This is a genomic window from Mycobacterium tuberculosis complex sp. N0072 (genome assembly GCF_030323725.1).
In the GTDB taxonomy this organism is placed as follows: Bacteria; Actinomycetota; Actinomycetes; order Mycobacteriales; family Mycobacteriaceae; genus Mycobacterium; species Mycobacterium tuberculosis.
The window spans coordinates 3,337,732-3,362,993 of record NZ_CP040689.1 but is presented as its reverse complement, the minus strand read 5'-3'; the positions used below and the strand labels follow the sequence as shown (position 1 = coordinate 3,362,993).

Sequence of the window (25,262 nt, the reverse complement as noted above, 5' to 3'; positions counted from 1 at the left end):
TCGTCAATTACAGCCGATACGCTATCGGCGTGAGCCTGCCTGTTGTGTTGATCGCCGACAAACTTGCCCCATCAACGGTTGCCGCCTTGGGAGATCAGGTCGAGGTGCGCTGGGTTGACGGTCCGGACCGAGACAAGCTGCTGGCCGCGGTGCCCGAAGCGGACGCGCTGCTGGTGCGATCGGCCACCACGGTTGACGCCGAGGTGCTGGCCGCCGCCCCCAAGCTCAAGATCGTCGCGCGCGCCGGCGTCGGGCTGGACAACGTCGACGTGGACGCCGCGACGGCCCGCGGCGTGCTGGTGGTCAACGCCCCGACGTCGAACATCCACAGCGCCGCGGAGCATGCGCTGGCGCTGCTGCTGGCCGCCTCACGCCAGATTCCGGCGGCCGACGCGTCGCTGCGCGAGCACACCTGGAAGCGTTCGTCGTTTTCCGGTACCGAGATCTTCGGCAAAACCGTCGGCGTGGTGGGTCTGGGCCGCATCGGGCAGTTGGTCGCCCAGCGGATCGCTGCGTTCGGCGCTTACGTCGTCGCCTATGACCCGTACGTTTCGCCGGCCCGTGCGGCGCAGCTGGGCATCGAACTGCTGTCCCTGGACGACCTGCTGGCCCGCGCCGATTTCATTTCGGTGCACCTACCGAAAACACCGGAGACGGCGGGACTGATCGACAAGGAGGCGCTGGCGAAGACCAAGCCGGGCGTCATCATCGTCAACGCCGCGCGCGGCGGCCTGGTGGACGAGGCGGCACTGGCCGACGCGATCACCGGCGGCCACGTGCGGGCGGCCGGTCTGGACGTGTTCGCCACCGAACCGTGCACCGACAGCCCGCTGTTCGAGCTGGCACAGGTGGTGGTCACACCGCATCTGGGTGCGTCCACCGCGGAGGCGCAGGACCGGGCGGGCACCGACGTCGCCGAGAGCGTGCGGCTGGCCCTGGCAGGGGAATTCGTGCCCGACGCGGTCAACGTCGGCGGCGGAGTGGTCAACGAGGAGGTGGCGCCCTGGCTGGATCTGGTGCGTAAGCTCGGCGTGCTGGCGGGTGTGTTGTCCGACGAACTGCCGGTGTCGTTGTCGGTGCAGGTGCGCGGTGAGCTGGCCGCCGAAGAGGTTGAGGTGCTGCGCCTTTCGGCGCTGCGCGGCCTGTTCTCGGCGGTGATCGAGGATGCGGTGACATTTGTCAACGCACCGGCATTGGCCGCCGAACGTGGCGTCACCGCCGAGATCTGTAAGGCCTCGGAAAGCCCCAACCACCGCAGCGTCGTCGACGTTCGCGCGGTCGGCGCGGACGGTTCGGTGGTGACCGTCTCGGGCACGCTGTATGGCCCACAGCTGTCGCAGAAGATCGTGCAGATCAACGGCCGCCACTTTGATCTGCGCGCCCAGGGGATCAACCTGATCATCCACTACGTCGACCGGCCGGGAGCGCTGGGCAAGATCGGCACGTTGCTGGGGACGGCCGGGGTGAATATCCAGGCCGCGCAGCTCTCCGAAGACGCCGAAGGCCCGGGCGCGACGATTCTGCTGCGGCTGGACCAAGACGTGCCCGACGACGTGCGGACGGCGATCGCGGCGGCGGTGGACGCCTACAAGCTCGAGGTTGTCGATCTGTCGTGAGCCCTTCCACGCCGATGAAACTCGCGATCATTGCCGGTGACGGGATCGGGCCCGAGGTAACCGCCGAGGCGGTCAAAGTGCTCGACGCGGTTGTGCCGGGCGTCCAGAAAACCAGCTATGACCTGGGTGCGCGGCGCTTTCATGCCACCGGCGAGGTGCTGCCGGACTCGGTGGTGGCCGAGCTGCGCAACCACGACGCGATCCTGCTCGGGGCGATCGGTGACCCGTCGGTGCCAAGCGGCGTCTTGGAGCGCGGTCTGTTGCTGCGACTGCGCTTCGAGCTGGATCACCACATCAACCTGCGTCCGGCCCGGCTGTATCCGGGGGTGGCCAGCCCGCTGTCCGGCAATCCCGGCATCGACTTCGTGGTGGTGCGCGAGGGCACCGAGGGACCCTACACCGGCAACGGCGGGGCGATTCGCGTCGGCACGCCCAACGAGGTGGCCACCGAAGTCAGCGTGAACACCGCGTTCGGTGTGCGGCGTGTGGTTGCCGACGCGTTCGAGCGGGCTCGACGGCGTCGCAAGCATCTGACATTGGTGCACAAAACCAACGTGTTGACCTTCGCCGGGGGATTGTGGTTGCGGACCGTCGACGAGGTCGGCGAATGCTACCCGGACGTCGAGGTGGCCTACCAGCACGTCGACGCCGCCACCATCCACATGATCACCGACCCGGGTCGCTTCGACGTGATCGTCACCGACAACCTGTTCGGCGACATCATCACCGATCTGGCCGCGGCGGTATGTGGCGGTATCGGCTTGGCGGCCAGTGGGAATATCGACGCGACCCGGGCCAACCCGTCGATGTTCGAGCCGGTGCATGGCAGCGCGCCGGACATCGCCGGTCAGGGCATCGCCGACCCGACGGCGGCGATCATGTCGGTGGCGTTATTGCTGTCCCACCTTGGCGAACACGACGCGGCTGCCCGGGTGGACCGGGCCGTCGAGGCCCATTTGGCCACGCGTGGCAGCGAACGGCTTGCCACCAGCGATGTCGGCGAACGGATTGCCGCCGCGCTCTAGTCTCCAAGCCGGGTGGGAGCAGCCGAACCGGCACCAGCGGCACCGCGGCCAGCGGGAACACACCGCATAAGGCCCATGCCGTCGGGTAGGCCGCCGTGGTGATCAAACTACCGAACAGTGGGGGTCCGGCGGCCGCCATCAGCCGCTGCGTAGTGTTCTGGATACCCAGCGCCCGGCCACTCCAGTACGGTCCGGCGTACTCGGTGATCGCGGTGGCTTCTAGCCCGTTGTCCAGAACGGCGATCACCGAGATGGCGATCATGAGCAGCACGTCATATCTCGAGCCCTCGTTATCGACCGCCGCGAGCAGAAACAACGTCGCCGCGGCGGCAGCGGCGATCAGGCGGACGGGACGCATGCGTGACCCGACATGGTCCGACCAGCGGCCGACCGCGACCCGGCCCAGCGCCCCCAGCAGCTGCGATATGGTCACCAAGACACCGGCCTGCGCGACCGACCAGCCGTGGTGGTTGATCAGCCAGACCAACATGAACGTCACGGTCACCGTCTGCGGCATCATCAGCAACGCCGACGCCGCGTGTATCCGCCACAGGATCGACGATCCCCGATAAGGGCTGGCCAGCTCCTGTTCGGAGGCTTTCGTGCGGGATTTTCGCGGTGGGTCGACGATACCGAGCACGCTGGCCACCGCGGCCAACGTGCACACGACGGCGGGAAACATCAGCCCTGCGTGCACCCCGCGTTCGGCCAGTTCGGGTATCACCAACGCGCCGGAGGCGATGCCCAAAGGTTGTGCGGTCTGGCGGATTCCCATGGCCAGACCGCGTTGCTGGGGCGGGAACCAACCCGAGACCAGCCGCCCGCCGGCGCTGTTGCAACCACCGGCGGCCATGCCGCCGAGAAACAGGAAGACACCGATCCACAGCAGCGAATGAACCGATGCCGCGGCGTAGGCGGCCGCGGCGGTCAGCGCCGAGCCCACGGCCATCACCATCCGTTCGCCGACGTGATCGAGCAGATAGCCTCAGGCGAACATCGTGACCACCAGGCCCCAGCTGGGCATCGACGCCAACAGACCCGCGTGAGATAGCGGGGTTCCGCGCGCATTTTCCAGCCGGGGGATCAAGAACGCGACACCGTTGATGAAGAGAAACGAGCTTGCGGTCACCCCCAGCGAGACGATCATGATCGCCCAGCGCGCACCCACCCCAGTCGGATCTCGCGACATCCACCCATGCTGGCACAGTCACCCGGCACGGGGCCCGATGGTGAGGGCCCGCAGCGCCCGGCAGGGTCTGATTGCCGGGCTCCTCATCGGGCCGTGCCGGCCCGAATCGTCGCCCGGCAGGGTCTGATTGCCGGGCTCCTCATCGGGCCGTGCCGGCCCGAATCGTCGCCCGGCAGGGTCTGATTGCCGGGCTCCTCATCGGGCCGTGCCGGCCCGAATCGTCGCCCGGCAGGGCCCGGCTAAGCTCATCCAAATGCGTATCGGTCGAATCGCCAGCCCGGACGGTGTCGCTTTTGCCAGCATCGACGGCGAGCTGGGCGAGCCGAGTGAGATGACGGCCCGCGAGATCGCCGAGCACCCGTTCGGTACGCCGACCTTCACCGGACGCTCCTGGCCGCTGGCCGACGTTCGCCTGCTGGCTCCGATACTGGCGAGCAAGGTGGTCTGTGTCGGGAAGAACTATGCCGATCACATCGCCGAAATGGGTGGCCGGCCGCCGGCAGACCCGGTGATATTCCTCAAGCCCAACACCGCGATCATCGGTCCGAATACGCCAATTCGATTGCCCGCCAACGCATCACCGGTGCACTTCGAGGGTGAGCTGGCGATCGTGATCGGCCGGGCGTGCAAGGATGTCCCGGCCGCCCAGGCCGTCGACAATATCCTCGGCTACACCATCGGCAATGACGTGTCGGCCCGCGATCAGCAGCAATCCGACGGTCAGTGGACGCGAGCCAAGGGGCACGACACCTTCTGCCCGGTCGGGCCGTGGATCGTCACCGACCTCGCTCCCTTTGACCCGGCCGATCTCGAGCTGCGCACCGTCGTCAACGGCGACGTCAAACAGCACGCCCGCACCTCGCTGATGATCCATGACATCGGCGCCATCGTGGAATGGATCTCGGCGATAATGACCTTGCTGCCAGGTGATCTCATCCTCACCGGCACACCCGCGGGAGTCGGTCCCATCGAGGACGGCGACACCGTCTCGATCACCATCGAGGGAATCGGCACCCTCACCAATCCCGTAGTCCGCAAAGGAAAGCCGTGACCGCCACGGAAACAGTCCGGGTCCGATTCTGCCCTTCACCCACCGGAACTCCGCACGTCGGTCTGGTCCGCACCGCGCTGTTCAACTGGGCCTACGCCCGGCACACCGGTGGCACCTTCGTGTTCCGCATCGAGGACACCGACGCCCAACGCGACAGCGAGGAAAGCTATCTGGCGCTGCTGGACGCGCTGCGCTGGCTTGGCCTGGATTGGGATGAGGGGCCCGAGGTGGGTGGGCCGTACGGGCCGTACCGGCAGTCGCAGCGCGCCGAAATCTACCGTGACGTGCTCGCCCGACTGCTCGCCGCGGGCGAGGCCTACCACGCTTTCTCCACACCCGAGGAAGTGGAGGCCCGTCATGTCGCGGCCGGGCGCAATCCCAAGCTGGGTTACGACAATTTCGATCGTCACTTGACCGACGCGCAGCGTGCGGCGTACCTGGCGGAGGGCCGCCAGCCGGTGGTGCGGCTGCGGATGCCCGATGACGACCTCGCTTGGAATGACCTGGTGCGCGGGCCCGTGACGTTCGCGGCTGGCTCCGTACCCGACTTCGCGTTGACCCGAGCCAGCGGTGATCCGTTATACACCTTGGTCAACCCGTGCGACGACGCGCTGATGAAGATCACCCATGTGTTGCGTGGCGAGGACCTGCTGCCGTCGACGCCGCGCCAGCTGGCGCTACATCAGGCGTTGATCAGGATCGGGGTAGCTGAGCGGATTCCGAAATTCGCGCACCTCCCAACGGTCTTGGGGGAGGGCACCAAGAAGCTCTCGAAGCGCGATCCGCAGTCGAACCTGTTTGCCCACCGCGACCGCGGGTTCATCCCCGAAGGCCTGCTGAACTACCTCGCGTTGCTCGGCTGGTCCATAGCCGACGACCACGACCTGTTCGGTCTCGACGAGATGGTGGCCGCGTTCGACGTTGCCGACGTCAACTCCAGCCCGGCCCGGTTCGACCAGAAGAAGGCCGACGCGCTGAACGCCGAGCACATCCGGATGCTCGACGTGGGCGACTTCACGGTCAGGCTGCGCGACCATCTGGATACCCACGGCCATCACATCGCGTTGGATGAGGCGGCATTCGCCGCCGCCGCCGAGTTGGTGCAGACCCGCATCGTGGTGCTCGGTGACGCGTGGGAGCTGTTGAAGTTCTTCAACGACGATCAGTATGTGATCGATCCCAAGGCCGCGGCCAAGGAGCTAGGCCCAGACGGGGCCGCGGTGCTCGACGCGGCCCTGGCCGCGCTGACAAGTGTGACGGACTGGACGGCACCCCTGATCGAGGCGGCCCTTAAGGACGCCTTGATCGAAGGTTTGGCGCTCAAACCCCGCAAGGCGTTCAGCCCCATCCGGGTGGCCGCCACCGGCACGACCGTCAGCCCGCCGTTGTTTGAATCGCTGGAGCTGCTCGGTCGTGACCGCAGCATGCAGCGGCTGCGCGCGGCGCGCCAGCTGGTCGGGCACGCGTGAGCCTTGTGTGGCGAATCTTTGGTAGTCTGCACGTCGGCCCATAACAGCTGGCGGCAGCGGTTTTAGGCAGCCCATGGGGTATGGTGTAATTGGCAACACAGCTGATTCTGGTTCAGCCATTCTAGGTTCGAGTCCTGGTACCCCAGCACAAGGCGTGAGCTATGCTGGCAGCTCGGATCGGTTCCGGCCCCGTCGTCTAGCGGCCTAGGACGCCGCCCTCTCACGGCGGTAGCGTGGGTTCGAATCCCATCGGGGCTACAACTGCCGAGCAGACGCAAAATCGCCCAATTTCGTCTCGAAATGGGCGATTTTGCGTCTGCTCGCCGGGCAGCTACGGGGCGGTCGAGCCACCCACCGACATGTGTGGCAGCCCCAGCTTGCGGTGATCCCACGAGCGGGTCCGACGGGCCACGATGCGCACACCGACCCGCTTGTTCATCATCTGGTCGACCATCGGTTTGCACTCGTCGGTGTAGGGGCCGGTGTAGCGTTCCCACACGCTGACCCCGACGCGGTGCAGCGCCTCGGGCTCCTCGACGATCTCGGCAACGCCCTCGAACGACACGCCGCGCAGCGTGTCGTAGGTGTCGCCGTCTTCAAGCAGGAAGCTCACCCGCGGATCCCGTCGGAGGTTGACGGCCTTCTGCGACTTGGCCTTGGTCTCCAGCCAGATTTCGCCGTCGATCACGGCATACCACATCGCCGTCAAGTGCGGCTGGCCGTCGGGTCCGATGGTGGCCAGCGTTCCGGTACGGCTCGAGTTGACGAAGTCGGCGATTTCAGCCTCGGACATGACGATGTCGGCGCGCTGTTTGGTTCCCATGGCGTCAGTGTGTCAGCAAGGCTCCGCCGGTAGCGCGTCGTCGCCACCCCAGTGACGCTCGCGGTGCCTAGTTTGAAAATGAATATCGTTTGCTATAGAGTTTCGGTGGGTCGGTTCATCGGTAGTCCGCCAGCTTCAGCCGTGAGGAAGACATCACAGTGGTTACTCCGAGGAAGCACCCACGACGATCGCTCGGTTGGCAGGGTCTGAAGCCGGCGCCGCGATACCGCGCTCGGCCGAACCGGCCGCATGGACGTCTGCGATGTGTGTGACCTGGGCCGAAATGCCCAAGATCGCAGCCCTGATCCGCCACATCGAAGACCTACACGCCCGCCACGGTCGCTCGTACATACTGAGGGCCGGGATCTCATCCTTGTTCCGCTACATCGAAGGCGTGCACGGCGAAAGACCCTGGGGCACTGTCTTGGATGCCGGTACCGGTGTGAAATCGCTTCAGTGGATACAGACTTTGCCGACCGAGCGCTGGACGGCGGTCACGGCCGCCCGCAGCCTGGCGGACAAGACCCGCGCCGCGTTGGGTAGCGCCATGCGCCCGCAGGACCGCCTGCTCGTCGGCAACTGGGTAGACGACAGCCTTCTTGCCGGCGAGACGTTCGACACCATCTTGGTCGACTACCTGGTCGGGGCCATCGAAGGCTTCGCCCCGTACTGGCAGGACCGCGTGTTCGAGCGGTTGCGCCCGCATCTCGCCGATCATGGTCGTCTTTACCTAGTCGGCTTGGAGCCCTACGTGCAATTCGAGCCGGAAACCGAAAGTGGCAAAATCATCTGGGAAATCGGTCGCGTGCGCGACGCCTGCCTGTTGCTTGCCGGCGAACGACCGTACCGAGAGTTCCCGCTGGACTGGATGCTGGGGCGACTGGGCCTTGCGGGCTTTCGCATTCTTGAAGCGCGCCGCTTCCCCATCCGCTACCGAGCTCGCTACGTGAACGGCCAACTCAACATGTGCTTGGCCCGAATCGAGCGATTCTCCTCCAACGGGCTTGGCATGGCAATGCGTGCCTATGTGGAAGAACTGCGCGCTCGGGCATTGCAGCTCAACGAGCGGCAAGACGGTCTGTGGCACGGCAATGACTATGTGATCGCGGTCGAACCGATGTAGCACAACGCGGCTAGAGCCGTCGGGTGAGCGCGTCCGCCGCGGACAGCAGGTCGGCGGCCCATCGGACCCCCGGGCGGCGGCCCATCCGGTCGATCGGGCCGGACACCGAGATGGCAGCGATCACGACGCCCCGGCCGTCGCGCACCGGCGCCGACACGCTCGCCACGCCAGGCTCGCGTTCGGCCACGCTTTGCGCCCAGCCGCGCCGGCACACCTCGGCCAGCGCTCGGGCGCTGAACACCGCCTTTGGCAATACGGCCGCTTGGGTGGCGGCGTCGGTGTGGGCCAGCAACACTTTGGCGCCCGAGCCCGCGGTCATCGGCAACCGTGCCCCGACCGGGACCGTATCGCGAAGGCCCGCAGCTGGTTCCAATGCGGCCACGCAGACCCGCGACGTTCCCTCGCGGCGATATACCTGCACGCTTTCGCCGGTGGCGTCGCGCAGCTGAGGCAGTACCGCCGCGCACGCCACCAGCAGTGGATCGTCGACATGGGTCGCGAGTTCGGTGATGGCCGGACCGAGCCGCCAGTGGCCATCCTGGCCGCGCCCCAGCAGGCGATGCACCTCCAGCGCGGCCGCCAGCCGGTATGCGGTGGCCCTGGGCAGGTCGGTTCGATCGCAGAGTTCGGCCAGTCCGCAGGGAGATTCCGCGACCGCGTGCAGCACGCCAACGGCTTTGTCGAGGACACCGATACCGCTATGCTGTCTCACAAAGAGATCATAGCGTCTCGTATTTTGAGATGACCAGCGAGTCGCGAACGAATGAATAGAGGCACTTCGAGATGGCCTTGCAGACCGGCGAGCCACGCACACTGGCCGAGAAGATTTGGGACGACCACATTGTGGTATCAGGCGGGGGCTGTGCGCCCGACTTGATCTACATCGATCTGCATCTGGTGCATGAGGTCACCAGCCCGCAGGCGTTCGACGGCCTGCGCCTGGCCGGGCGCCGGGTGCGGCGGCCCGAGCTCACCCTCGCCACCGAGGATCACAACGTGCCCACCGTCGACATCGACCAGCCGATCGCCGACCCGGTGTCACGCACCCAGGTGGAGACGTTGCGCCGAAACTGCGCCGAATTCGGAATCCGGCTGCATTCAATGGGCGATATCGAGCAGGGCATCGTGCACGTCGTCGGACCGCAATTGGGTCTCACCCAGCCGGGAATGACGATCGTCTGTGGCGATAGCCACACCTCAACCCACGGCGCATTCGGCGCGTTGGCGATGGGCATCGGTACGTCGGAGGTCGAGCACGTGCTGGCCACCCAGACGCTGCCGCTGCGGCCGTTCAAGACCATGGCGGTCAACGTCGATGGGCGGCTGCCCGACGGTGTGTCGGCCAAGGACATCATCCTGGCGTTGATCGCCAAGATCGGCACCGGCGGCGGCCAGGGGCATGTCATCGAATACCGGGGCAGCGCCATCGAATCGCTGTCCATGGAAGGCCGGATGACGATCTGCAACATGAGCATCGAAGCCGGCGCTCGTGCGGGCATGGTGGCTCCGGACGAAACCACCTACGCGTTCTTGCGTGGTCGTCCGCACGCACCCACCGGTGCCCAGTGGGACACCGCACTCGTCTACTGGCAACGGCTTCGCACCGACGTCGGCGCCGTTTTCGACACCGAGGTGTATCTCGACGCCGCGTCGTTGAGCCCGTTTGTCACCTGGGGCACCAACCCAGGCCAAGGGGTACCGCTGGCGGCCGCGGTGCCAGATCCGCAACTGATGACCGACGACGCCGAGCGGCAGGCCGCCGAGAAAGCATTGGCGTACATGGACCTTCGACCCGGAACCGCGATGCGCGACATCGCGGTCGACGCCGTGTTCGTCGGGTCGTGTACCAACGGTCGCATTGAAGATCTGCGGGTGGTCGCCGAAGTGCTGCGTGGCCGCAAGGTGGCCGACGGCGTGCGGATGCTGATCGTTCCGGGCTCAATGCGGGTACGCGCGCAGGCCGAGGCCGAAGGGCTCGGTGAGATCTTCACCGACGCGGGCGCGCAATGGCGGCAGGCGGGATGCTCGATGTGTCTGGGCATGAATCCCGATCAGCTGGCGTCCGGGGAGCGCTGCGCCGCGACGTCCAACCGCAACTTCGAAGGGCGGCAGGGCGCGGGCGGCCGCACACATTTGGTGTCCCCAGCAGTGGCGGCCGCCACCGCGGTTCGCGGCACACTGTCCAGCCCGGCCGATTTGAATTGAACTGAGAACAGCTAGGGGATCAGCATGGAAGCCTTTCACACCCACTCTGGTATTGGCGTGCCGTTGCGGCGGTCCAATGTCGACACCGATCAGATCATTCCCGCGGTCTTTCTGAAGCGGGTCACCCGAACCGGTTTCGAGGACGGCTTGTTCGCGGGTTGGCGGTCGGATCCTGCATTCGTGCTAAACCTCAGTCCCTTTGACCGGGGTTCGGTCCTGGTTGCCGGGCCCGATTTCGGCACCGGATCCTCGCGAGAGCATGCGGTCTGGGCGCTCATGGACTACGGATTCCGGGTGGTTATCTCATCCCGATTTGGTGACATTTTCCGCGGCAACGCGGGCAAGGCCGGGCTGCTGGCGGCCGAGGTTGCCCAAGACGATGTGGAACTCCTGTGGAAGCTCATTGAGCAGAGTCCGGGCCTGGAAATCACTGCCAATCTTCAAGATCGAATTATCACCGCAGCAACAGTGGTGCTGCCGTTCAAGATTGACGACCACTCGGCGTGGCGGCTGCTTGAAGGTCTCGACGATATAGCCCTTACGCTGCGGAAACTCGACGAGATCGAGGCCTTTGAGGGTGCGTGCGCGTACTGGAAACCGCGCACTCTACCCGCCCCCTGAGGCGTAGAACCGGGCGAAATTTCAGCGTGACCCGCCGGCAGAACCTGAGCCATTTTGGGGCCGCGCCACCGGTCAAGGGCGGCAACCGGATTGCGAAAAACCGGTCGTTGGCTCAGTGAAATTGCGCGTGGCTCTTGGAAATCAGCCGGGTAAGGGTTTACCGTGTCCACTAGTCGGTTCCAAACGAGGACCACTGGTTTCGGAGGGTTGGGATGAACAAAGCAGAGCTCATTGACGTGCTCACACAGAAATTGGGCTCGGACCGTCGGCAGGCGACCGCCGCCGTCGAGAATGTCGTTGACACGATTGTGCGTGCGGTACACAAAGGCGACAGCGTCACCATTACCGGGTTCGGTGTGTTCGAACAGCGTCGCCGCGCGGCTCGAGTGGCCCGCAATCCGCGTACCGGCGAGACAGTAAAGGTGAAGCCGACGTCGGTGCCGGCGTTCCGCCCGGGCGCGCAATTCAAAGCGGTTGTGTCTGGCGCGCAGCGTCTCCCGGCAGAAGGACCCGCTGTTAAGCGTGGTGTGGGGGCCAGTGCAGCCAAGAAGGTAGCGAAGAAGGCACCTGCCAAGAAGGCGACAAAGGCCGCCAAGAAGGCGGCGACCAAGGCGCCCGCCAGGAAGGCGGCGACCAAGGCGCCCGCCAAGAAAGCGGCGACCAAGGCGCCCGCCAAGAAAGCTGTCAAGGCCACGAAGTCACCCGCCAAGAAGGTGACCAAGGCGGTGAAGAAGACCGCGGTCAAGGCATCGGTGCGTAAGGCGGCGACCAAGGCGCCGGCAAAGAAGGCAGCGGCCAAGCGGCCGGCTACCAAGGCTCCCGCCAAGAAGGCAACCGCTCGGCGGGGTCGCAAATAGGTCAAGACACACGGATACCCTTTGCACGGTGGCAATGTGACGAAGGGTATCCGTGTGTTAGGCCCGCACGTTGGCGGCCAGCGCACCGCCGATGTGGTCGGCTGTCACAAGCCTGCCGGCTGACAACGACAACACCCACGTGCTGCCTTTGCGATTGCGGGACTTGTCGGGGTGCACACCGTCGCGCTCGCACCACCACGTGATCAGATCGGGAATGACCTTGCCCTGCGTGCAGATCACGGGTGTGCCTACTTGCTCGACGATCTGCAGCACTCGGTGTCGGCCGCGTTTGGGGTTGTTGGCGTAGGACTCTTCGGTCAGGGTGGGCTCGTTGTGTATGGTCACGTTCAGTTCCGCGGCGAGTGGCTCCATCGTCTGGTGGCAGCGCACCCGGTCGGCGGCATAAACATCGGTGGCGCCGAACGCCAGCAGCTGTGGTACCAACGCTTCTGCCTGCGCACGACCCCTCTTGTCTAGCGGTCGCTTGCTGTCGTCCCCGGAGAAGTGCGCTTTGCTGCCCGCGGTGCCATGCCGCACCACCAGCACCGTCTGAGTGTCCGCCGGGTGTTTAGCGAACCGGCACAGGACTTTTCGATCCTGGGCGTAGTCAAGCTTGTTCATCGCGTCGGGAACCGGTAACCAGATCAGCTCGTCGACCTCACTGCCGGGGGTGAATTCCCCACCGGTGCTGCGCGCTGCCCAGTAGTGCACCTTCTTGACGCCTCGAAAAGGGGAGTCGGTCGGGTAGGTCACCGTCAGGAGCCGCCTACCCAGGTTGGCGCGGTGACCGGTCTCCTCGAGTATCTCCCGCACCGCCCCCACCGGTGCGGTCTCGCCCGGATCCACTTTGCCCTTGGGCAGCGACCAGTCGTCGTAACGGGGGCGGTGAATGACAGCGATCTCGACCGGCCCTTCCGAATCGGCACTGCCGGGTCGCCAGAGCACCGCACCGGCGGCGTACACAATCCGGCCCGCCGAGCGCCGGCGGGCGGACGAGTTCTGGATCGACACCTCAACTCCTGCAGGTCAATTCGGCCAGGCTGCTCGCGGTCGTGGATGTGGTCGGTGCAGCAGCGGGAATCACCACGCAGTGTCAGGGGCTGCGGTGCCGTTCCATCAGCGATTCCTGATGGTCGCGCACGCTATGGCCTTCTTGCGGCGACGCGGTCCACTGCCCGTCGGGCCCGAGCTCCCAGCACCGGGTGCACGGGTCCAGTGCGGATTCGAACAATTCGTCCAGCTGCGCGGTCAGCCTCGGGTTTTTGACTTGAGCCATAACCTCGACTCGCCGGTCGAGGTTGCGGTGCATCATGTCGGCGCTGCCGATCCAGAACTCGTCGATGGCACGGAAATGGAGGATCCGCGAGTGCTCGAGGAAGCGGCCGAGAATCGAGCGCACGATGATGTTTTCCGAAATGCCCTGCGCACCTGGACGCAGCGCGCAGATGCCGCGTACCACCACCTCGATCCGCACACCGGCTCGCGACGCGCGGTACAGCGCATCGATGACCTGCTCATCAACAAGGGCATTCATCTTGAGTCGGATGCGGCCTTTGCCGTTGTGGGCACCCTCTGCACGGTGCGCCGCGACCTCCCGCTCGACGCGGTCAATGATGCCGGCGCGGATTCCGTGCGGGGCCACCAACAAGTTGCGGTAGGACAACTTGCGTGAGTAGCCGGTGAGCGAATTGAACAAGTCGGTCAAGTCGGCGCCGATATCGGGTGCAGCGGTCAGCAGTCCGACGTCCTCGTAGAGTCGTGCTGTCTTGCTGTTGTAATTGCCGGTGCCGACATGGCAGTACCGCCGGATTGTCGGACCTTCGCGGCGCACCACCAAGGCGGTCTTGCAGTGCGTCTTGAGCCCGACGAGCCCGTACGCCACATGCACGCCGGCTTGTTCTAGTGCGCGCGCCCAGGCGATGTTGGCCTGTTCGTCGAAGCGTGCCTTGATCTCGACCAGTGCCACCACTTGCTTTCCGGCTTCGGCGGCGTCGATCAGCGCCCGGACGATCGGCGAGTCGCCGGAGGTGCGGTACAGCGTCTGTTTGATCGCCAGCACGTTGGGGTCGGCCGCGGCCTGTTCGATGAATCGCTGCACGCTGGTGGAGAACGAGTCATACGGATGGTGAACCAGCACATCGCCTTCGCGCAGCGTCGCGAAGATGCTTTTGGGTGTTTCCCGCTCGGCGAAGGCGGGATGGGTAGCTGGGACGAATGTCCGATCCTTAAGCGTCGGGCGGTCCACGGCGTAGATCTGCCACAACGACGATAGGTCGAGCAGCCCGGGCACTTCGATGACATCACCGGGATGCACGTCGAGTTCGCGAAGCAGCAACTCCAGCATGCTCTCGGTCATGTCGTCTGCGATCTCGAGTCGCACCGGTGAACCGAACCGGCGGCGGGCCAGTTCTCGCTCGAGCGCCTGCAGTAGGTCCTCGTCGCGATCCTCTTCAACCTCGAAGTCAGCGTTGCGAGTGATGCGAAATGCGTGGTGCTCGACGATTTCCATACCCGGGAAAAGCACCGGAAGGAAGGCCGCGATCAGCTCCTCCATCGGCAGGAACCGCAGCGCGGTCCGGCCTTCGGTCCCCGCAGCTTCCTCGCTGGCCTCACGTGCAGCGAGTTCGACGAAGCGGTCGACGTTGTCGGGCACCTTGACCCTCGCGAAATGCTGGGTGCCGTCTTCAGGTTGGCGTACCGTGACCGCCAGGTTCAAGCTCAACCCGCTGACAAACGGGAACGGGTGGGCGGGATCGACGGCCAGCGGGGTCAGGACGGGGAAGACCTGTTCGTTGAAATAGGTCGACAATCGGTCGCGCTCAGCCTGATCCAAATCGGCCCAGGTGACGATGTAGATGCCTTCCTCGCCGAGCGCGGGTAGCACCGAATCGAGGAACACCCGGGCATGCCGGCTGGCGAGCTGTTGAGTCTGCTCGCCGATCCGGCCTAGTTGTTCGCGCGGTGTTAGACCGTCGGCGGAGCGCACCGACAACCCCATCTCGTCGCGGCGTTTGAGGCCGGCCACCCGGACCATGTAGAACTCGTCGAGATTGGACGCGAAGATTGCCAGAAACTTGGCGCGCTCGAGCAATGGCATCGACTTATCGGCGGCCAGGGCAAGCACGCGCGCGTTGAAGTCCAGCCAACTCAGCTCCCGGTTCAGGTAGCGATCCGAGGGTAGCTGGTCGCTAATCGCGGCGGGGGTGGCAGCGGGCGGTGCCGCCAGCGCCGAGTCGTCTGGATACCACGCATGCTCCTCTGGCCGCACCTCTGTGACGGGACTGTTTTCGATTTCGGTCACCTTGCGATCATTGCTCATCATTGGGTGGGGTTGCCAGCACTCGGCAGGCATCCGTTCGCCGTTGGTCTGCCGTTCACCCCCTGGATGCCTCGCCGGCGTTGCCCCGTCCCGGTCAACGATGTGCGACCGCTCGCGCGGTCGCGGGCCCTACCCCGAGCTGGCGTGCGGCCGTCAGGTCGGCGGGGGTGTCGACATCGCAGCGCAGGCCCGGCCAGGCTCCTGTCAGCTCGACAGCGCCCGAACGGCGGTGCCGCGCGGACGAATCCGGCCCGAACCGCGGGTGCAGCGCGGTGCCGAACGCACACAGTACCGCGGTGCCGGTCCCAAGCCGGTCGGCGACGAAGCTGCGCCGATGGTGGCGTGCGGCCGAGATTGCCTCGGCGAGTTCCTGTGTCTGTAATGCCGGCAAATCGCCTTGCAGCACAACGATGTTGGAGGCCCCTTCGGCAACCACGCGTTCGGCAGCGGTGATGGCGGTGTTCAGTGGGTCGGGATCGTCTTCGGGTGTCGGGTCGGCCAGTACATCGGCGCCCAGCCCGGCCGCCGCAGCCGCCGCGGCTTCGTCGGGGGTGATAACAGTGATCGAGCGCAGTGAACCGACACCCGCCGCGGCGGTCAACGTGTCGACGAGCATGGCCAGCACCACGTTCTCGCGAGTCTGCGCCGAGAACACCGGGGCCAGCCTGGTTTTGGCCGCGGCCAAGCGCTTGACGGCGATGATCAAGCCGATATCGCCGTCGTCCGGTGTGCCGCTCATGAAGTCATCCTGCCAGCGTCGATCCACGCGGCACACTTCGACGGCATTGCCGCCACGGTCGTGGCCGGGGCCCAGGCACGGTCCCGACGGCAACCGCGGCGCAGATTAGTGTGTGTGGATGGCCGGAATAGCAAGCACCGTCGCGGTGATGGGCGCCGGTGCATGGGGCACGGCCCTGGCTAAGGTGCTGGCCGACGCGGGCGGAGAGGTCACGCTGTGGGCGCGGCGAGCTGAGGTGGCCGATCAGATCAATACCACCCGATATAACCCCGACTATCTGCCCTGTGCGCTGTTACCACCGAGCATTCATGCCACCGCAGATGCCGAGGAGGCACTTGGGGGCGCATCCACGGTGCTGTTGGGAGTGCCCGCGCAGACCATGCGGGCCAATCTCGAGCGGTGGGCTCCCCTGTTGCCCGAGGGTGCGACCTTGGTCAGTCTGGCCAAGGGCATCGAGTTGGGCACCCTGATGCGGATGAGCCAGGTCATCATCTCGGTGACCGGTGCCGAGCCGGCGCAGGTCGCGGTGATCTCTGGACCCAACCTGGCCAGCGAGATCGCCGAATGCCAGCCCGCCGCTACCGTCGTCGCGTGCAGCGACTCCGGCCGCGCGGTTGCCTTGCAGCGCGCGCTGAACAGCGGGTACTTCCGCCCCTACACCAACGCCGATGTCGTCGGCACCGAGATCGGCGGGGCGTGCAAGAACATCATCGCGCTTGCGTGCGGAATGGCGGTGGGCATCGGGCTGGGCGAAAACACCGCGGCCGCGATCATCACCCGGGGCCTGGCGGAGATCATCCGGCTCGGGACGGCGCTCGGCGCCAACGGCGCGACGTTGGCCGGTCTGGCAGGGGTCGGTGATCTGGTGGCCACCTGCACCTCACCGCGTTCGCGCAACCGATCGTTTGGCGAACGCCTGGGCCGGGGCGAAACGTTGCAGTCGGCGGGCAAGGCTTGTCATGTCGTCGAAGGCGTGACGTCGTGCGAATCCGTGCTCGCGCTGGCGTCCAGCTACGACGTCGAAATGCCACTCACCGACGCGGTGCATCGGGTCTGTCATAAAGGGCTGTCGGTGGACGAGGCGATAACGCTGCTGCTGGGTCGCCGCACCAAGCCCGAATGAGCCTCGCACGGGCCGGCACGACCGAAAACTGCAGCTCGTGGGAGCCCGTCTGCCTGACCCGGTAGCCTCTGCAGGTTGTGAGTGCTAACGACCGGCGTGATCGGCGTGTCCGCGTTGCCGTCGTGTTCGGCGGGCGCAGCAACGAGCACGCCATCTCGTGTGTGTCCGCCGGCAGCATCCTGCGCAACCTGGACTCGCGGCGGTTCGACGTGATCGCGGTGGGTATCACCCCGGCAGGTTCGTGGGTGCTCACCGACGCCAACCCCGACGCCCTGACGATCACCAACCGGGAGCTTCCTCAGGTCAAATCAGGATCGGGCACCGAGCTGGCGCTGCCGGCCGATCCGCGGCGTGGTGGCCAGTTGGTGTCGCTGCCGCCCGGGGCCGGCGAGGTTCTGGAGTCGGTCGACGTGGTGTTCCCGGTACTGCACGGCCCGTACGGCGAGGACGGCACGATCCAGGGACTGCTCGAACTCGCCGGGGTGCCCTACGTGGGCGCCGGTGTGCTGGCCAGTGCCGTCGGCATGGACAAGGAGTTCACCAAGAAGCTGCTCGCCGCCGATGGACTTCCGGTGGGTGCGTACGCGGTGCTGCGTCCGCCGCGGTCGACACTGCACCGCCAGGAGTGCGAACGGCTGGGCTTACCGGTGTTCGTCAAACCCGCCCGAGGCGGCTCGTCGATCGGTGTTAGCCGGGTGTCGAGTTGGGATCAACTGCCCGCCGCGGTCGCGCGGGCCCGCCGGCATGACCCTAAGGTCATCGTCGAGGCCGCGATCAGCGGCCGCGAGCTGGAATGCGGTGTGCTCGAAATGCCGGACGGCACACTGGAAGCCAGCACGCTGGGGGAGATCCGGGTGGCCGGGGTGCGGGGACGCGAGGACTCTTTCTACGACTTCGCAACCAAGTATCTCGACGACGCAGCCGAATTGGACGTGCCCGCCAAGGTCGATGACCAGGTCGCAGAGGCGATTCGTCAGCTGGCGATCCGGGCGTTCGCGGCTATCGACTGCCGGGGTCTGGCCAGGGTGGACTTCTTCCTCACCGACGACGGTCCGGTGATCAACGAGATCAACACGATGCCGGGATTCACCACGATCTCGATGTACCCGCGGATGTGGGCGGCCAGCGGTGTCGACTATCCGACCCTGCTGGCGACGATGATCGAGACGGCATTGGCCCGCGGCGTGGGCCTGCACTAGCCCGATGGTGCCGACCCGCCGCGCCCGGCGCTAGCGCCGCGCTTGCGATCGGCACTTAGCCCGATGGTGCCGACCCGCCGCGCCCGGCGCAAGCGCCGCGCTTGCGATCGGCACTTAGCCCGATGGTGCCGACCCGCCGCGCCCGGCGCAAGCGCCGCGCTTGCGATCGGCACTTAGCCCGATGGTGCCGACCCGCCGCGCCCGGCGCTAGCGCCGCGCTTGCGATCGGCACTAGCCCGATGGTGCCGACCCGCCGCGCCCGGCGCTAGCGCCGCGCTTGCGATCGGCACTAGCCCGATGGTGCCGACCCGCCGCGCCCGGCGCTAGCGCCGCGCTTGCGATCGGCACTAGCGAGCCGGCGCCGGGTCGATGGGTACCGCGGGGATGGTGTGGTCGATAACGTCTGACAATTCCTGGATCGCGGTGGGCCCCGATCCCGAGGGGAGTGTCAGCGCCACATACACCGGCCGGTCCACGGTGTACCAGGTGGACCGGCCTGGCTCGTCCGGGTTTTGCGCGGCCACCTGAAACCACTGCACCCGATCGACGACTTGGATGGCCGAACCCACCACGAACTCGGCCGGGCGGTCGAGTCCACAGCGCAAAATCACCGGTGTGCTGTTTGGCCCCGTTCGCCAGGCCGTGGCACCCGCAGTGGTCGGCTCCGCGACGGGCGCGCGCCGATACTCGCCGAGTCGTTGAGGCAGCGCCGCCAGCAGTGCTTTGCAGCCGGGACCGGTGGCCTGCGGAGCGGGCACGGCCGGAATGACAACCGGTCGCTCCGGCGGCTGGCGGTTCGCCGCGACAACCAGGATTACCCCGATCACCGCCGCCGCCAGCGCCGCCGCGGCGATCAGCACGGCGCGCGGCGGCCCGTCGGACTCGCCTGTCACCTGCGCGGCCACCTCTTTGCTCTCATACACTGGCGCGGTCCGCTCGCGCCGGCAGTGACTCAACTTACCGCAGGTCGGGCGAGGTGTTCGAAGGTCCACAGGGCCAGAACGGGCCGAAGGAGGCGGCGTGGGCGACGACGCATCGGGGGGTGCCAGCTGTTGCGGGTTGAGTGGTCGGTAGTTGTCAGTGGCGTGCGGTAGGAACAGAGATATGAACCTGGCGACGTGGGCGGAGCGCAACGGTGTTGCTCGGGGGACCGCCTACCGCTGGTTTCGTGCTGGTCTGTTGTCGGTGATGGCGAGGCGAGTGGGCCGACTGATTCTCGTCGACGAACCGGCTGGGGACGCTGGCATGCGATCACCGACCGCGGTGTATGCACGGGTGTCGTCGGCCGATCAGAAAGCCGATCTGGATCGGCAGGTCGCGCGGGTGACCGCGTGGGCCACGGCCCAACAGATGCCAGTCGACAAGGTCGTGACCGAGGTCGGTTCCGCGTTCAACGAGCACCGCCGTAAGTTCCTTTCACTGCTGCGCGACCCGTCAGTCCACCGGATCGTGGTGGAGCACCGGGATCGGTTCTGCCGGTTGGGCTCGAAGTACGTGCAGGCAGCGTTTGCGGCGCAGGGCCGCGAACTGGTGGTAGTCGACTCTGCCGAGGTCGATGACGACCTGGTGCGGGATATGACCGAGATCCTGACGTCGATGTGCGCCCGTCTGTATGGCAAACGGGCTGCCGAGAATCGAACCAAGCGCGCATTGGCGGCCGCTGCTGGCGAGGACCATGAGGCCGCCTGATGCCCAAGTTCGAGGTTCCCGATGGCTGGACGGTCCAAGCGTTTCGGTTCACGCTGGACCCGACCGAGGACCAGGCCAAGGCGCTGGCACGGCATTTCGGTGCTCGTCGCAAGGCATACAACTGGACCGTGGCCACCCTGAAAGCCGACATCCAGGCGTGGCATGCCAGCGGGACCGTGACAGCGAAACCGTCGCTGCGCGTGCTGCGCAAACGCTGGAACACCGTCAAGGACGACGTGTGCGTCAACACCGAGACCGGTGTCGCGTGGTGGCCTGAATGCTCAAAAGAGGCCTACGCCGATGGCATCGCGGGTGCGGTCGAGGCGTACTGGAACTGGCAGACCTCCCGCGCCGGCAAACGCGCCGGTAAACGGGTCGGGTTTCCCCGTTTCAAACGCAAAGGCCGCGACCAGGATCGAGTGTCGTTCACGACCGGAGCGATGCGTGTGGAACCCGACCGCCGTCACCTCACCCTGCCGGTCATCGGGACCGTCCGCACGCACGAGAACACCCGCCGTATCGAACGCCTGATCAAGGCCGGTCGGGCGCGAGTATTGGCGATCTCGGTGCGCCGCAACGGCACTCGTCTGGATGCCAGTGTGCGGGTGCTTGTCCAGCGTCCGCAGCAGCCGAAGGTGGTGCACCCCGGTTCGCGGGTTGGTGTCGATGTCGGGGTCCGGCGCCTGGCGACGGTCGCCACCGCTGACGGCACGGCGATCGAGCAGGTTGAGAACCCACGACCGCTCGGCGCCGCGCTGCGCGAGCTACGCCACGTGTGCCGGGCCCGTTCGCGTTGCACGAAAGGTTCACGGCGCTACCGTGAGCGCACCACTCAGATTTCCCGGTTGCATCGCCGGGTCAACGATGTCCGCACCCATCACCTGCACGTCCTGACGACACGGTTGGCTCAAACCCACGGCCGCATTGTTGTCGAAGGCTTGGACGCGACAGAGATGTTGCGGCAAAAAGGGTTGCCGGGTGCCCGCGCTCGTCGGCGCGGACTGTCGGATGCGGCCCTGGGCACTCCGCGTCGGCACTTGTCCTACAAGACAGTCTGGTACGGGTCGGCGCTGGTGGTCGCCGACCGCTGGTTCCCGTCGTCGAAAACCTGCCACGCCTGCCGGCATGTGCAAGACATCGGCTGGGACGAACAATGGCAATGCGACCGATGCTCAGTGGTCCATCAGCGTGATGACTGCGCTGCCATCAACCTCGCACGCTACGAGGAAACATCCAGCATCGTCGGCCCAGTTGGGGCCGCCGTCAAGCGTGGAGCCGACCGTAAGACCGGGCCTCGCCCGGCAGGTGGCTGTGAAGCGCGGAAGGGAAGCAGCCCCAAGGCTGCCGAACAACCCCGAGACGGGGTGCAAGTCGCGTGACCACTAAAGATCACTCACTTGCAACGGAGTCCCCGACGCTGCAGCAGCTCGGCGAGTTCGCCGTGATCGACCGGCTGGTGCGGGGGCGCCGACAACCCGCCACGGTACTGCTCGGGCCCGGCGACGATGCCGCGCTGGTGTCTGCCGGCGATGGTCGCACTGTGGTGTCGACGGACATGCTGGTGCAAGATAGTCACTTCCGGCTGGACTGGTCGACACCGCAGGACGTCGGCCGCAAGGCGATCGCCCAGAATGCCGCCGACATCGAGGCGATGGGGGCGCGGGCCACCGCGTTCGTGGTCGGCTTTGGAGCACCCGCTGAGACGCCGGCGGCGCAGGCGAGCGCGTTGGTCGACGGAATGTGGGAGGAGGCGGGGCGCATTGGTGCCGGCATCGTCGGCGGCGATCTGGTCAGCTGCCGGCAGTGGGTGGTGTCGGTCACCGCGATTGGTGACCTTGACGGTCGTGCCCCGGTGCTGCGCTCCGGGGCGAAGGCCGGCTCGGTGCTGGCCGTCGTCGGTGAGCTGGGCCGCTCGGCTGCTGGCTATGCGCTGTGGTGCAACGGGATTGAAGACTTCGCCGAACTGCGCCGCCGCCATTTGGTGCCGCAGCCGCCCTACGGCCACGGCGCGGCGGCCGCGGCTGTCGGGGCTCAAGCGATGATCGATGTCTCCGACGGGCTGCTCGCCGATCTGCGGCACATCGCCGAGGCATCCGGCGTGCGCATCGACCTGTCCGCCGCGGCGTTGGCCGCTGACCGCGACGCTTTGACTGCGGCCGCAACCGCTCTGGGCACCGACCCCTGGCCGTGGGTGCTAAGCGGGGGTGAAGATCATGCCCTGGTCGCCTGTTTCGTCGGTCCGGTGCCGGCCGGGTGGCGCACCATTGGCCGGGTTCTCGACGGGCCGGCTAGGGTGCTGGTCGACGGCGAGGAGTGGACTGGATACGCGGGCTGGCAATCGTTTGGGGAGCCAGACAATCAAGGTTCGCTAGGGTGACGCGGTGACCGTCTGTACGCGAAAGGGATGCAGTGACCGCACGGCCGTTGAGTGAGCTCGTCGAGCGGGGGTGGGCCGCCGCGCTCGAGCCGGTGGCCGACCAGGTGGCCCACATGGGGCAGTTCTTGCGGGCCGAGATCGCGGCCGGGCGCAGATACCTGCCCGCCGGATCGAATGTGTTGCGCGCCTTCACTTTCCCGTTCGACAACGTCCGTGTCCTTATCGTTGGCCAAGACCCTTATCCGACTCCAGGACATGCTGTGGGTCTTAGCTTCTCGGTGGCCCCTGATGTACGTCCGTGGCCGCGCAGTCTGGCCAACATCTTCGACGAGTACACCGCGGATTTGGGCTATCCGCTGCCCTCGAACGGCGATCTGACGCCCTGGGCGCAACGCGGTGTGTTGCTGTTGAACAGGGTGCTGACGGTGCGACCCAGCAACCCGGCGTCGCACCGGGGCAAGGGCTGGGAAGCGGTCACGGAATGCGCGATTCGCGCCCTGGCGGCGCGCGCAGCGCCGCTGGTGGCGATCCTGTGGGGTCGTGACGCGTCGACTCTGAAGCCGATGCTGGCCGCGGGCAACTGCGTTGCGATCGAGTCGCCGCATCCTTCACCGCTATCGGCATCGCGCGGGTTCTTCGGCTCGCGTCCGTTCAGCCGCGCCAACGAACTGCTCGTCGGGATGGGTGCCGAGCCGATCGATTGGCGGTTGCCCTGAGTCGTGCAGGTGTTACCGGGCGTCAGCCGCGGGTGATCTTGCCCGCCTTGATGCAGGATGTGCAAACGTTGAGTCGCTTCTTGTTGCCGCCGGGACGGGTCACGGCGTGCACAGTCTGGATGTTCGGATCCCACCGGCGGCTGGTGCGGCGGTGGGAGTGCGACACCGACTTGCCGAAGCCGGGGCCTTTCCCGCAGATATCGCACACAGCGGCCATTCGTCAAGCTCCTCAAATCTCTTAGGTCCGGCGACCTGGCCGGGACGCCTACGTGTAGCCCGCGGCTAGCACAGGATAGCCATTGTTGTGCGGTAGCGCCAAAACGATCAGCCCTTCGCGGACATGTCAGCACCCGCCTTGGCCGGGAGAGCGGCGTCGTGACCGTGCTGTCACCACGTCTGGTTAGGCTCGGGGCGCGGGCTGGCGCGGAGGAGGTGTGTTGCGGAGGAGGTGTGTTGTAGTGGGGACGGCGGATCGGCCGTTGGACGCCTCGGCCTTGCGGGACTGGGCACACGCCGTCGTCAGCGATCTGATCCTCCACATCGACGAGATCAACCGGCTCAATGTGTTCCCGGTCGCTGACTCCGATACCGGCGTCAACATGCTGTTCACCATGCGTGCCGCGGTCGTAGAAGCTGATTTGCACGCGAATTCGCAGGCTGACGCCGAAGACGTGGCGCGGGTTGCGGCCGCTCTCGCGGCCGGCGCGTTGAACGGAGCTCGCGGCAACTCCGGCGTGATCCTGTCCCAGATCCTGCGCGGGATCGCAGAGGTGACCGCGACTGCGGCCGCCGCCTCTGGCGCGGTATTGCGGGCGGTCGACGCCAACGCCCTCGGGGCCGCGTTGTGGCGCGGCGTCGAGTTGGTCGTCGCGTCGATGGGTGGCGTGGAGGTGCCGGGAACTATCGTCTCGGTGCTGCGGGCCGCCGCCGGAGCCGTCGACCAGTGCGCGCACGAGGGGTTGGCCGGTGCGGTCACCGCCGCCGGTGACGCGGCGGTCATCGCGCTGGAAAAGACCCCCGAACAGCTTGACGTGCTCGCCGATGCGGGCGCGGTGGACGCCGGCGGACGGGGCCTGCTGGTTCTGCTGGACGCGTTGCGCTCCACCATCTGCGGGCAGGCACCTGCCCGGGCGGTCTACGAACCCTCGCCGCGCGCGTTGCCGACCGACACGGCTACCCAACGCCCCGCCCCGCAATTCGAGGTGATGTATCTGTTGGCGGTATGTGATGCTGCAGCGGCGGACCAGTTGCGGGATCGACTCAAGGAATTGGGTGAGTCGGTGGCCATCGCCGCTGCTCCGCCCGACAGCTACTCCGTACACGTCCACACCGACGACGCCGGTGCCGCCGTGGAAGCCGGATTGGCGGTGGGGCGAGTTAGCCGGATCGTGATCTCGGCGCTCGGTTCCGGGACCAGCGGATTGCCGGCCGGTGGCTGGACGCGGGGCCGCGCCGTGCTGGCGGTCGTCGACGGCGACGGTGCCGCCGAGCTGTTCGCCGGGGAGGGCGCCTGCGTGCTGCGACCGGGTCCAGACGCCGTGACACCGGCCGCCGATATCAGTGCCCACCAGCTGGTGCGGGCCGTGGTAGACACCGGCGCCGCGCACGTGATGGTGCTGCCCAATGGCTATGTGGCCGCCGAAGAACTGGTGGCCGGGTGTACCGCGGCGATCGGCTGGGGCGTCGACGTGGTACCCGTGCCGACCGGATCGATGGTGCAGGGGTTGGCCGCGCTGGCCGTGCATGACGCGGCCCGCCAGGCCGTCGACGACGGCTACAGCATGGCCCGTGCCGCCGGTGCTTCCCGGCACGGATCGGTGCGCATTGCCACCCAAAAGGCGCTGACCTGGGCCGGTACCTGCAAGCCGGGCGACGGTCTGGGTATCGCGGGCGACGAGGTGCTGATCGTCGCCGACGATGTCGCCGCGGCGGCCATCGGTCTGGTCGACCTGTTGTTGGCATCGGGAGGCGATCTGGTGACGGTGCTAATTGGCGCCGGCGTAACCGAAGACGTGGCTGTCGTCCTGGAACGGCATGTGCACGACCACCATCCAGGCACCGAGCTGGTCTCCTACCGCACCGGACACCGCGGCGACGCGCTGCTGATCGGGGTCGAGTAGC

General features: G+C 66.6%; 23 protein-coding genes, 2 tRNA genes and 1 pseudogene. 17 read left to right on the top strand and 9 right to left on the bottom strand.

The window, feature by feature from the left end; translation table 11 throughout:
- The first annotated feature begins 29 nt into the window (after positions 1 to 29).
- The gene (gene serA, locus FF952_RS15820) at positions 30 to 1,616 is read left to right on the top strand and encodes a phosphoglycerate dehydrogenase (protein WP_003899578.1); all 1,587 of its coding nucleotides are present in this window, start codon (positions 30 to 32) and stop codon (positions 1,614 to 1,616) included.
- Between the two features lie 14 nt (positions 1,617 to 1,630).
- Positions 1,631 to 2,641: a 3-isopropylmalate dehydrogenase gene (locus FF952_RS15815; RefSeq protein WP_003899576.1), complete on the top strand. Its 1,011-nt coding sequence runs from the start codon at positions 1,631 to 1,633 to the stop codon at positions 2,639 to 2,641.
- Positions 2,642 to 2,774: 133 nt separating this feature from the next.
- Here FF952_RS15815 and FF952_RS15810 read toward each other — a convergent pair.
- Together FF952_RS15810 and FF952_RS15805 are read right to left on the bottom strand one after the other, a co-directional pair.
- Positions 2,775 to 3,620: pseudogene (locus FF952_RS15810) on the bottom strand (MFS transporter); the annotation flags it as partial.
- A 6-nt stretch (positions 3,621 to 3,626) separates the two neighbouring features.
- On the bottom strand, positions 3,627 to 3,830 hold the full coding sequence (locus FF952_RS15805) for a hypothetical protein (RefSeq protein ID WP_003904974.1): 204 nt from the start codon (positions 3,828 to 3,830) through the stop codon (positions 3,627 to 3,629).
- A gap of 253 nt (positions 3,831 to 4,083) precedes the next feature.
- Between FF952_RS15805 and FF952_RS15800 the strand changes: the two genes are divergently transcribed.
- The 4 genes from FF952_RS15800 (at position 4,084) to FF952_RS15785 (ending at position 6,608) form a co-directional block, all read left to right on the top strand.
- Positions 4,084 to 4,881 carry a fumarylacetoacetate hydrolase family protein gene (locus FF952_RS15800; protein ID WP_003415138.1) on the top strand — a complete coding sequence of 266 codons (798 nt, stop codon included), beginning with the start codon at positions 4,084 to 4,086 and terminating at the stop codon, positions 4,879 to 4,881.
- Positions 4,878 to 6,350 carry a glutamate--tRNA ligase gene (gene gltX, locus FF952_RS15795; protein WP_003415122.1) on the top strand — a complete coding sequence of 491 codons (1,473 nt, stop codon included), beginning with the start codon at positions 4,878 to 4,880 and terminating at the stop codon, positions 6,348 to 6,350. The genes FF952_RS15800 and gltX overlap by 4 nt, the downstream gene beginning before the upstream one ends.
- 74 nt (positions 6,351 to 6,424) lie before the next feature.
- Positions 6,425 to 6,496 (top strand) — tRNA-Gln (locus FF952_RS15790).
- A 39-nt stretch (positions 6,497 to 6,535) separates the two neighbouring features.
- Positions 6,536 to 6,608 (top strand) — tRNA-Glu (locus tag FF952_RS15785).
- Positions 6,609 to 6,681: 73 nt separating this feature from the next.
- Here the strand turns inward: FF952_RS15785 and FF952_RS15780 are convergent.
- The gene (locus FF952_RS15780) at positions 6,682 to 7,173 is read right to left on the bottom strand and encodes a PPOX class F420-dependent oxidoreductase (protein WP_003899572.1); all 492 of its coding nucleotides are present in this window, start codon (positions 7,171 to 7,173) and stop codon (positions 6,682 to 6,684) included.
- A gap of 262 nt (positions 7,174 to 7,435) precedes the next feature.
- Between FF952_RS15780 and FF952_RS15775 the strand changes: the two genes are divergently transcribed.
- Positions 7,436 to 8,296: a class I SAM-dependent methyltransferase gene (locus tag FF952_RS15775; RefSeq protein WP_003415118.1), complete on the top strand. Its 861-nt coding sequence runs from the start codon at positions 7,436 to 7,438 to the stop codon at positions 8,294 to 8,296.
- Between the two features lie 10 nt (positions 8,297 to 8,306).
- On the opposite strand, the gene FF952_RS15770 is transcribed toward FF952_RS15775, so the two are convergent.
- A complete protein-coding gene (locus FF952_RS15770; protein WP_003415115.1) occupies positions 8,307 to 9,008 on the bottom strand; it encodes an IclR family transcriptional regulator in 702 nt (233 codons plus the stop codon).
- Between the two features lie 71 nt (positions 9,009 to 9,079).
- On the opposite strand from FF952_RS15770, the gene leuC reads away from it, so the two are divergent.
- The 3 genes from leuC (at position 9,080) to hupB (ending at position 11,979) form a co-directional block, all read left to right on the top strand.
- A complete protein-coding gene (gene leuC / locus FF952_RS15765) occupies positions 9,080 to 10,501 on the top strand; it encodes a 3-isopropylmalate dehydratase large subunit (RefSeq protein ID WP_003899570.1) in 1,422 nt (473 codons plus the stop codon).
- 24 nt (positions 10,502 to 10,525) lie between these two features.
- Complete coding sequence (leuD, locus tag FF952_RS15760; RefSeq protein ID WP_003415110.1) at positions 10,526 to 11,122, top strand: 3-isopropylmalate dehydratase small subunit; 597 nt, start codon at positions 10,526 to 10,528, stop codon at positions 11,120 to 11,122.
- A gap of 212 nt (positions 11,123 to 11,334) precedes the next feature.
- On the top strand, positions 11,335 to 11,979 hold the full coding sequence (gene hupB, locus FF952_RS15755; RefSeq protein ID WP_003415107.1) for a DNA-binding protein HupB: 645 nt from the start codon (positions 11,335 to 11,337) through the stop codon (positions 11,977 to 11,979).
- 57 nt (positions 11,980 to 12,036) lie between these two features.
- Here hupB and mutT1 read toward each other — a convergent pair whose 3' ends face one another.
- The 3 genes from mutT1 to cofC form a co-directional block, all read right to left on the bottom strand.
- Positions 12,037 to 12,990 (bottom strand): 8-oxo-(d)GTP phosphatase MutT1, encoded by a 954-nt coding sequence (mutT1, locus tag FF952_RS15750; RefSeq protein ID WP_003899569.1) that lies wholly within the window; start codon positions 12,988 to 12,990, stop codon positions 12,037 to 12,039.
- Positions 12,991 to 13,072: 82 nt separating this feature from the next.
- Positions 13,073 to 15,301, bottom strand: coding sequence for an RNA degradosome polyphosphate kinase (locus FF952_RS15745; protein WP_003415097.1), 2,229 nt, complete (start codon positions 15,299 to 15,301; stop codon positions 13,073 to 13,075).
- A gap of 91 nt (positions 15,302 to 15,392) precedes the next feature.
- A complete protein-coding gene (gene cofC, locus FF952_RS15740; protein WP_003415094.1) occupies positions 15,393 to 16,037 on the bottom strand; it encodes a 2-phospho-L-lactate guanylyltransferase in 645 nt (214 codons plus the stop codon).
- 118 nt (positions 16,038 to 16,155) lie between these two features.
- Between cofC and FF952_RS15735 the strand changes: the two genes are divergently transcribed.
- Complete coding sequence (locus FF952_RS15735; RefSeq protein ID WP_003904971.1) at positions 16,156 to 17,160, top strand: NAD(P)H-dependent glycerol-3-phosphate dehydrogenase; 1,005 nt, start codon at positions 16,156 to 16,158, stop codon at positions 17,158 to 17,160.
- 77 nt (positions 17,161 to 17,237) lie between these two features.
- A complete protein-coding gene (gene ddlA / locus FF952_RS15730; protein WP_003415088.1) occupies positions 17,238 to 18,359 on the top strand; it encodes a D-alanine--D-alanine ligase DdlA in 1,122 nt (373 codons plus the stop codon).
- 347 nt (positions 18,360 to 18,706) lie between these two features.
- Here the strand turns inward: ddlA and FF952_RS15725 are convergent, their stop codons facing one another.
- On the bottom strand, positions 18,707 to 19,252 hold the full coding sequence (locus FF952_RS15725; RefSeq protein WP_003415041.1) for a DUF3515 domain-containing protein: 546 nt from the start codon (positions 19,250 to 19,252) through the stop codon (positions 18,707 to 18,709).
- 211 nt (positions 19,253 to 19,463) lie between these two features.
- On the opposite strand from FF952_RS15725, the gene FF952_RS15720 reads away from it, so the two are divergent.
- From FF952_RS15720 to FF952_RS15705, 4 genes are read left to right on the top strand one after another with little or no spacing between them, the layout of a single operon-like run.
- Positions 19,464 to 20,048, top strand: a complete 585-nt coding sequence (locus FF952_RS15720) for an IS607 family transposase (protein ID WP_003415039.1) — start codon at positions 19,464 to 19,466, stop codon at positions 20,046 to 20,048.
- Positions 20,048 to 21,427, top strand: coding sequence for an IS607 family element RNA-guided endonuclease TnpB (gene tnpB / locus FF952_RS15715; RefSeq protein WP_003415037.1), 1,380 nt, complete (start codon positions 20,048 to 20,050; stop codon positions 21,425 to 21,427). Before FF952_RS15720 ends, tnpB begins: the two co-directional genes overlap by 1 nt.
- Entirely contained in the window at positions 21,424 to 22,425 is a 1,002-nt protein-coding gene (locus tag FF952_RS15710; protein ID WP_003415034.1) for a thiamine-phosphate kinase, read from the top strand. Before tnpB ends, FF952_RS15710 begins: the two co-directional genes overlap by 4 nt.
- A 32-nt stretch (positions 22,426 to 22,457) precedes the next feature.
- Positions 22,458 to 23,141, top strand: a complete 684-nt coding sequence (locus FF952_RS15705) for a uracil-DNA glycosylase (RefSeq protein WP_003899565.1) — start codon at positions 22,458 to 22,460, stop codon at positions 23,139 to 23,141.
- Positions 23,142 to 23,163: 22 nt separating this feature from the next.
- Here FF952_RS15705 and rpmB read toward each other — a convergent pair whose 3' ends face one another.
- The gene (gene rpmB / locus FF952_RS15700; RefSeq protein ID WP_003415030.1) at positions 23,164 to 23,358 is read right to left on the bottom strand and encodes a 50S ribosomal protein L28; all 195 of its coding nucleotides are present in this window, start codon (positions 23,356 to 23,358) and stop codon (positions 23,164 to 23,166) included.
- 241 nt (positions 23,359 to 23,599) lie between these two features.
- Here rpmB and FF952_RS15695 point away from each other — a divergent pair, with 241 nt between their 5' ends.
- The gene (locus tag FF952_RS15695; RefSeq protein WP_003902383.1) at positions 23,600 to 25,261 is read left to right on the top strand and encodes a DAK2 domain-containing protein; all 1,662 of its coding nucleotides are present in this window, start codon (positions 23,600 to 23,602) and stop codon (positions 25,259 to 25,261) included.
- The last annotated feature ends 1 nt before the right edge of the window (position 25,262 follow it).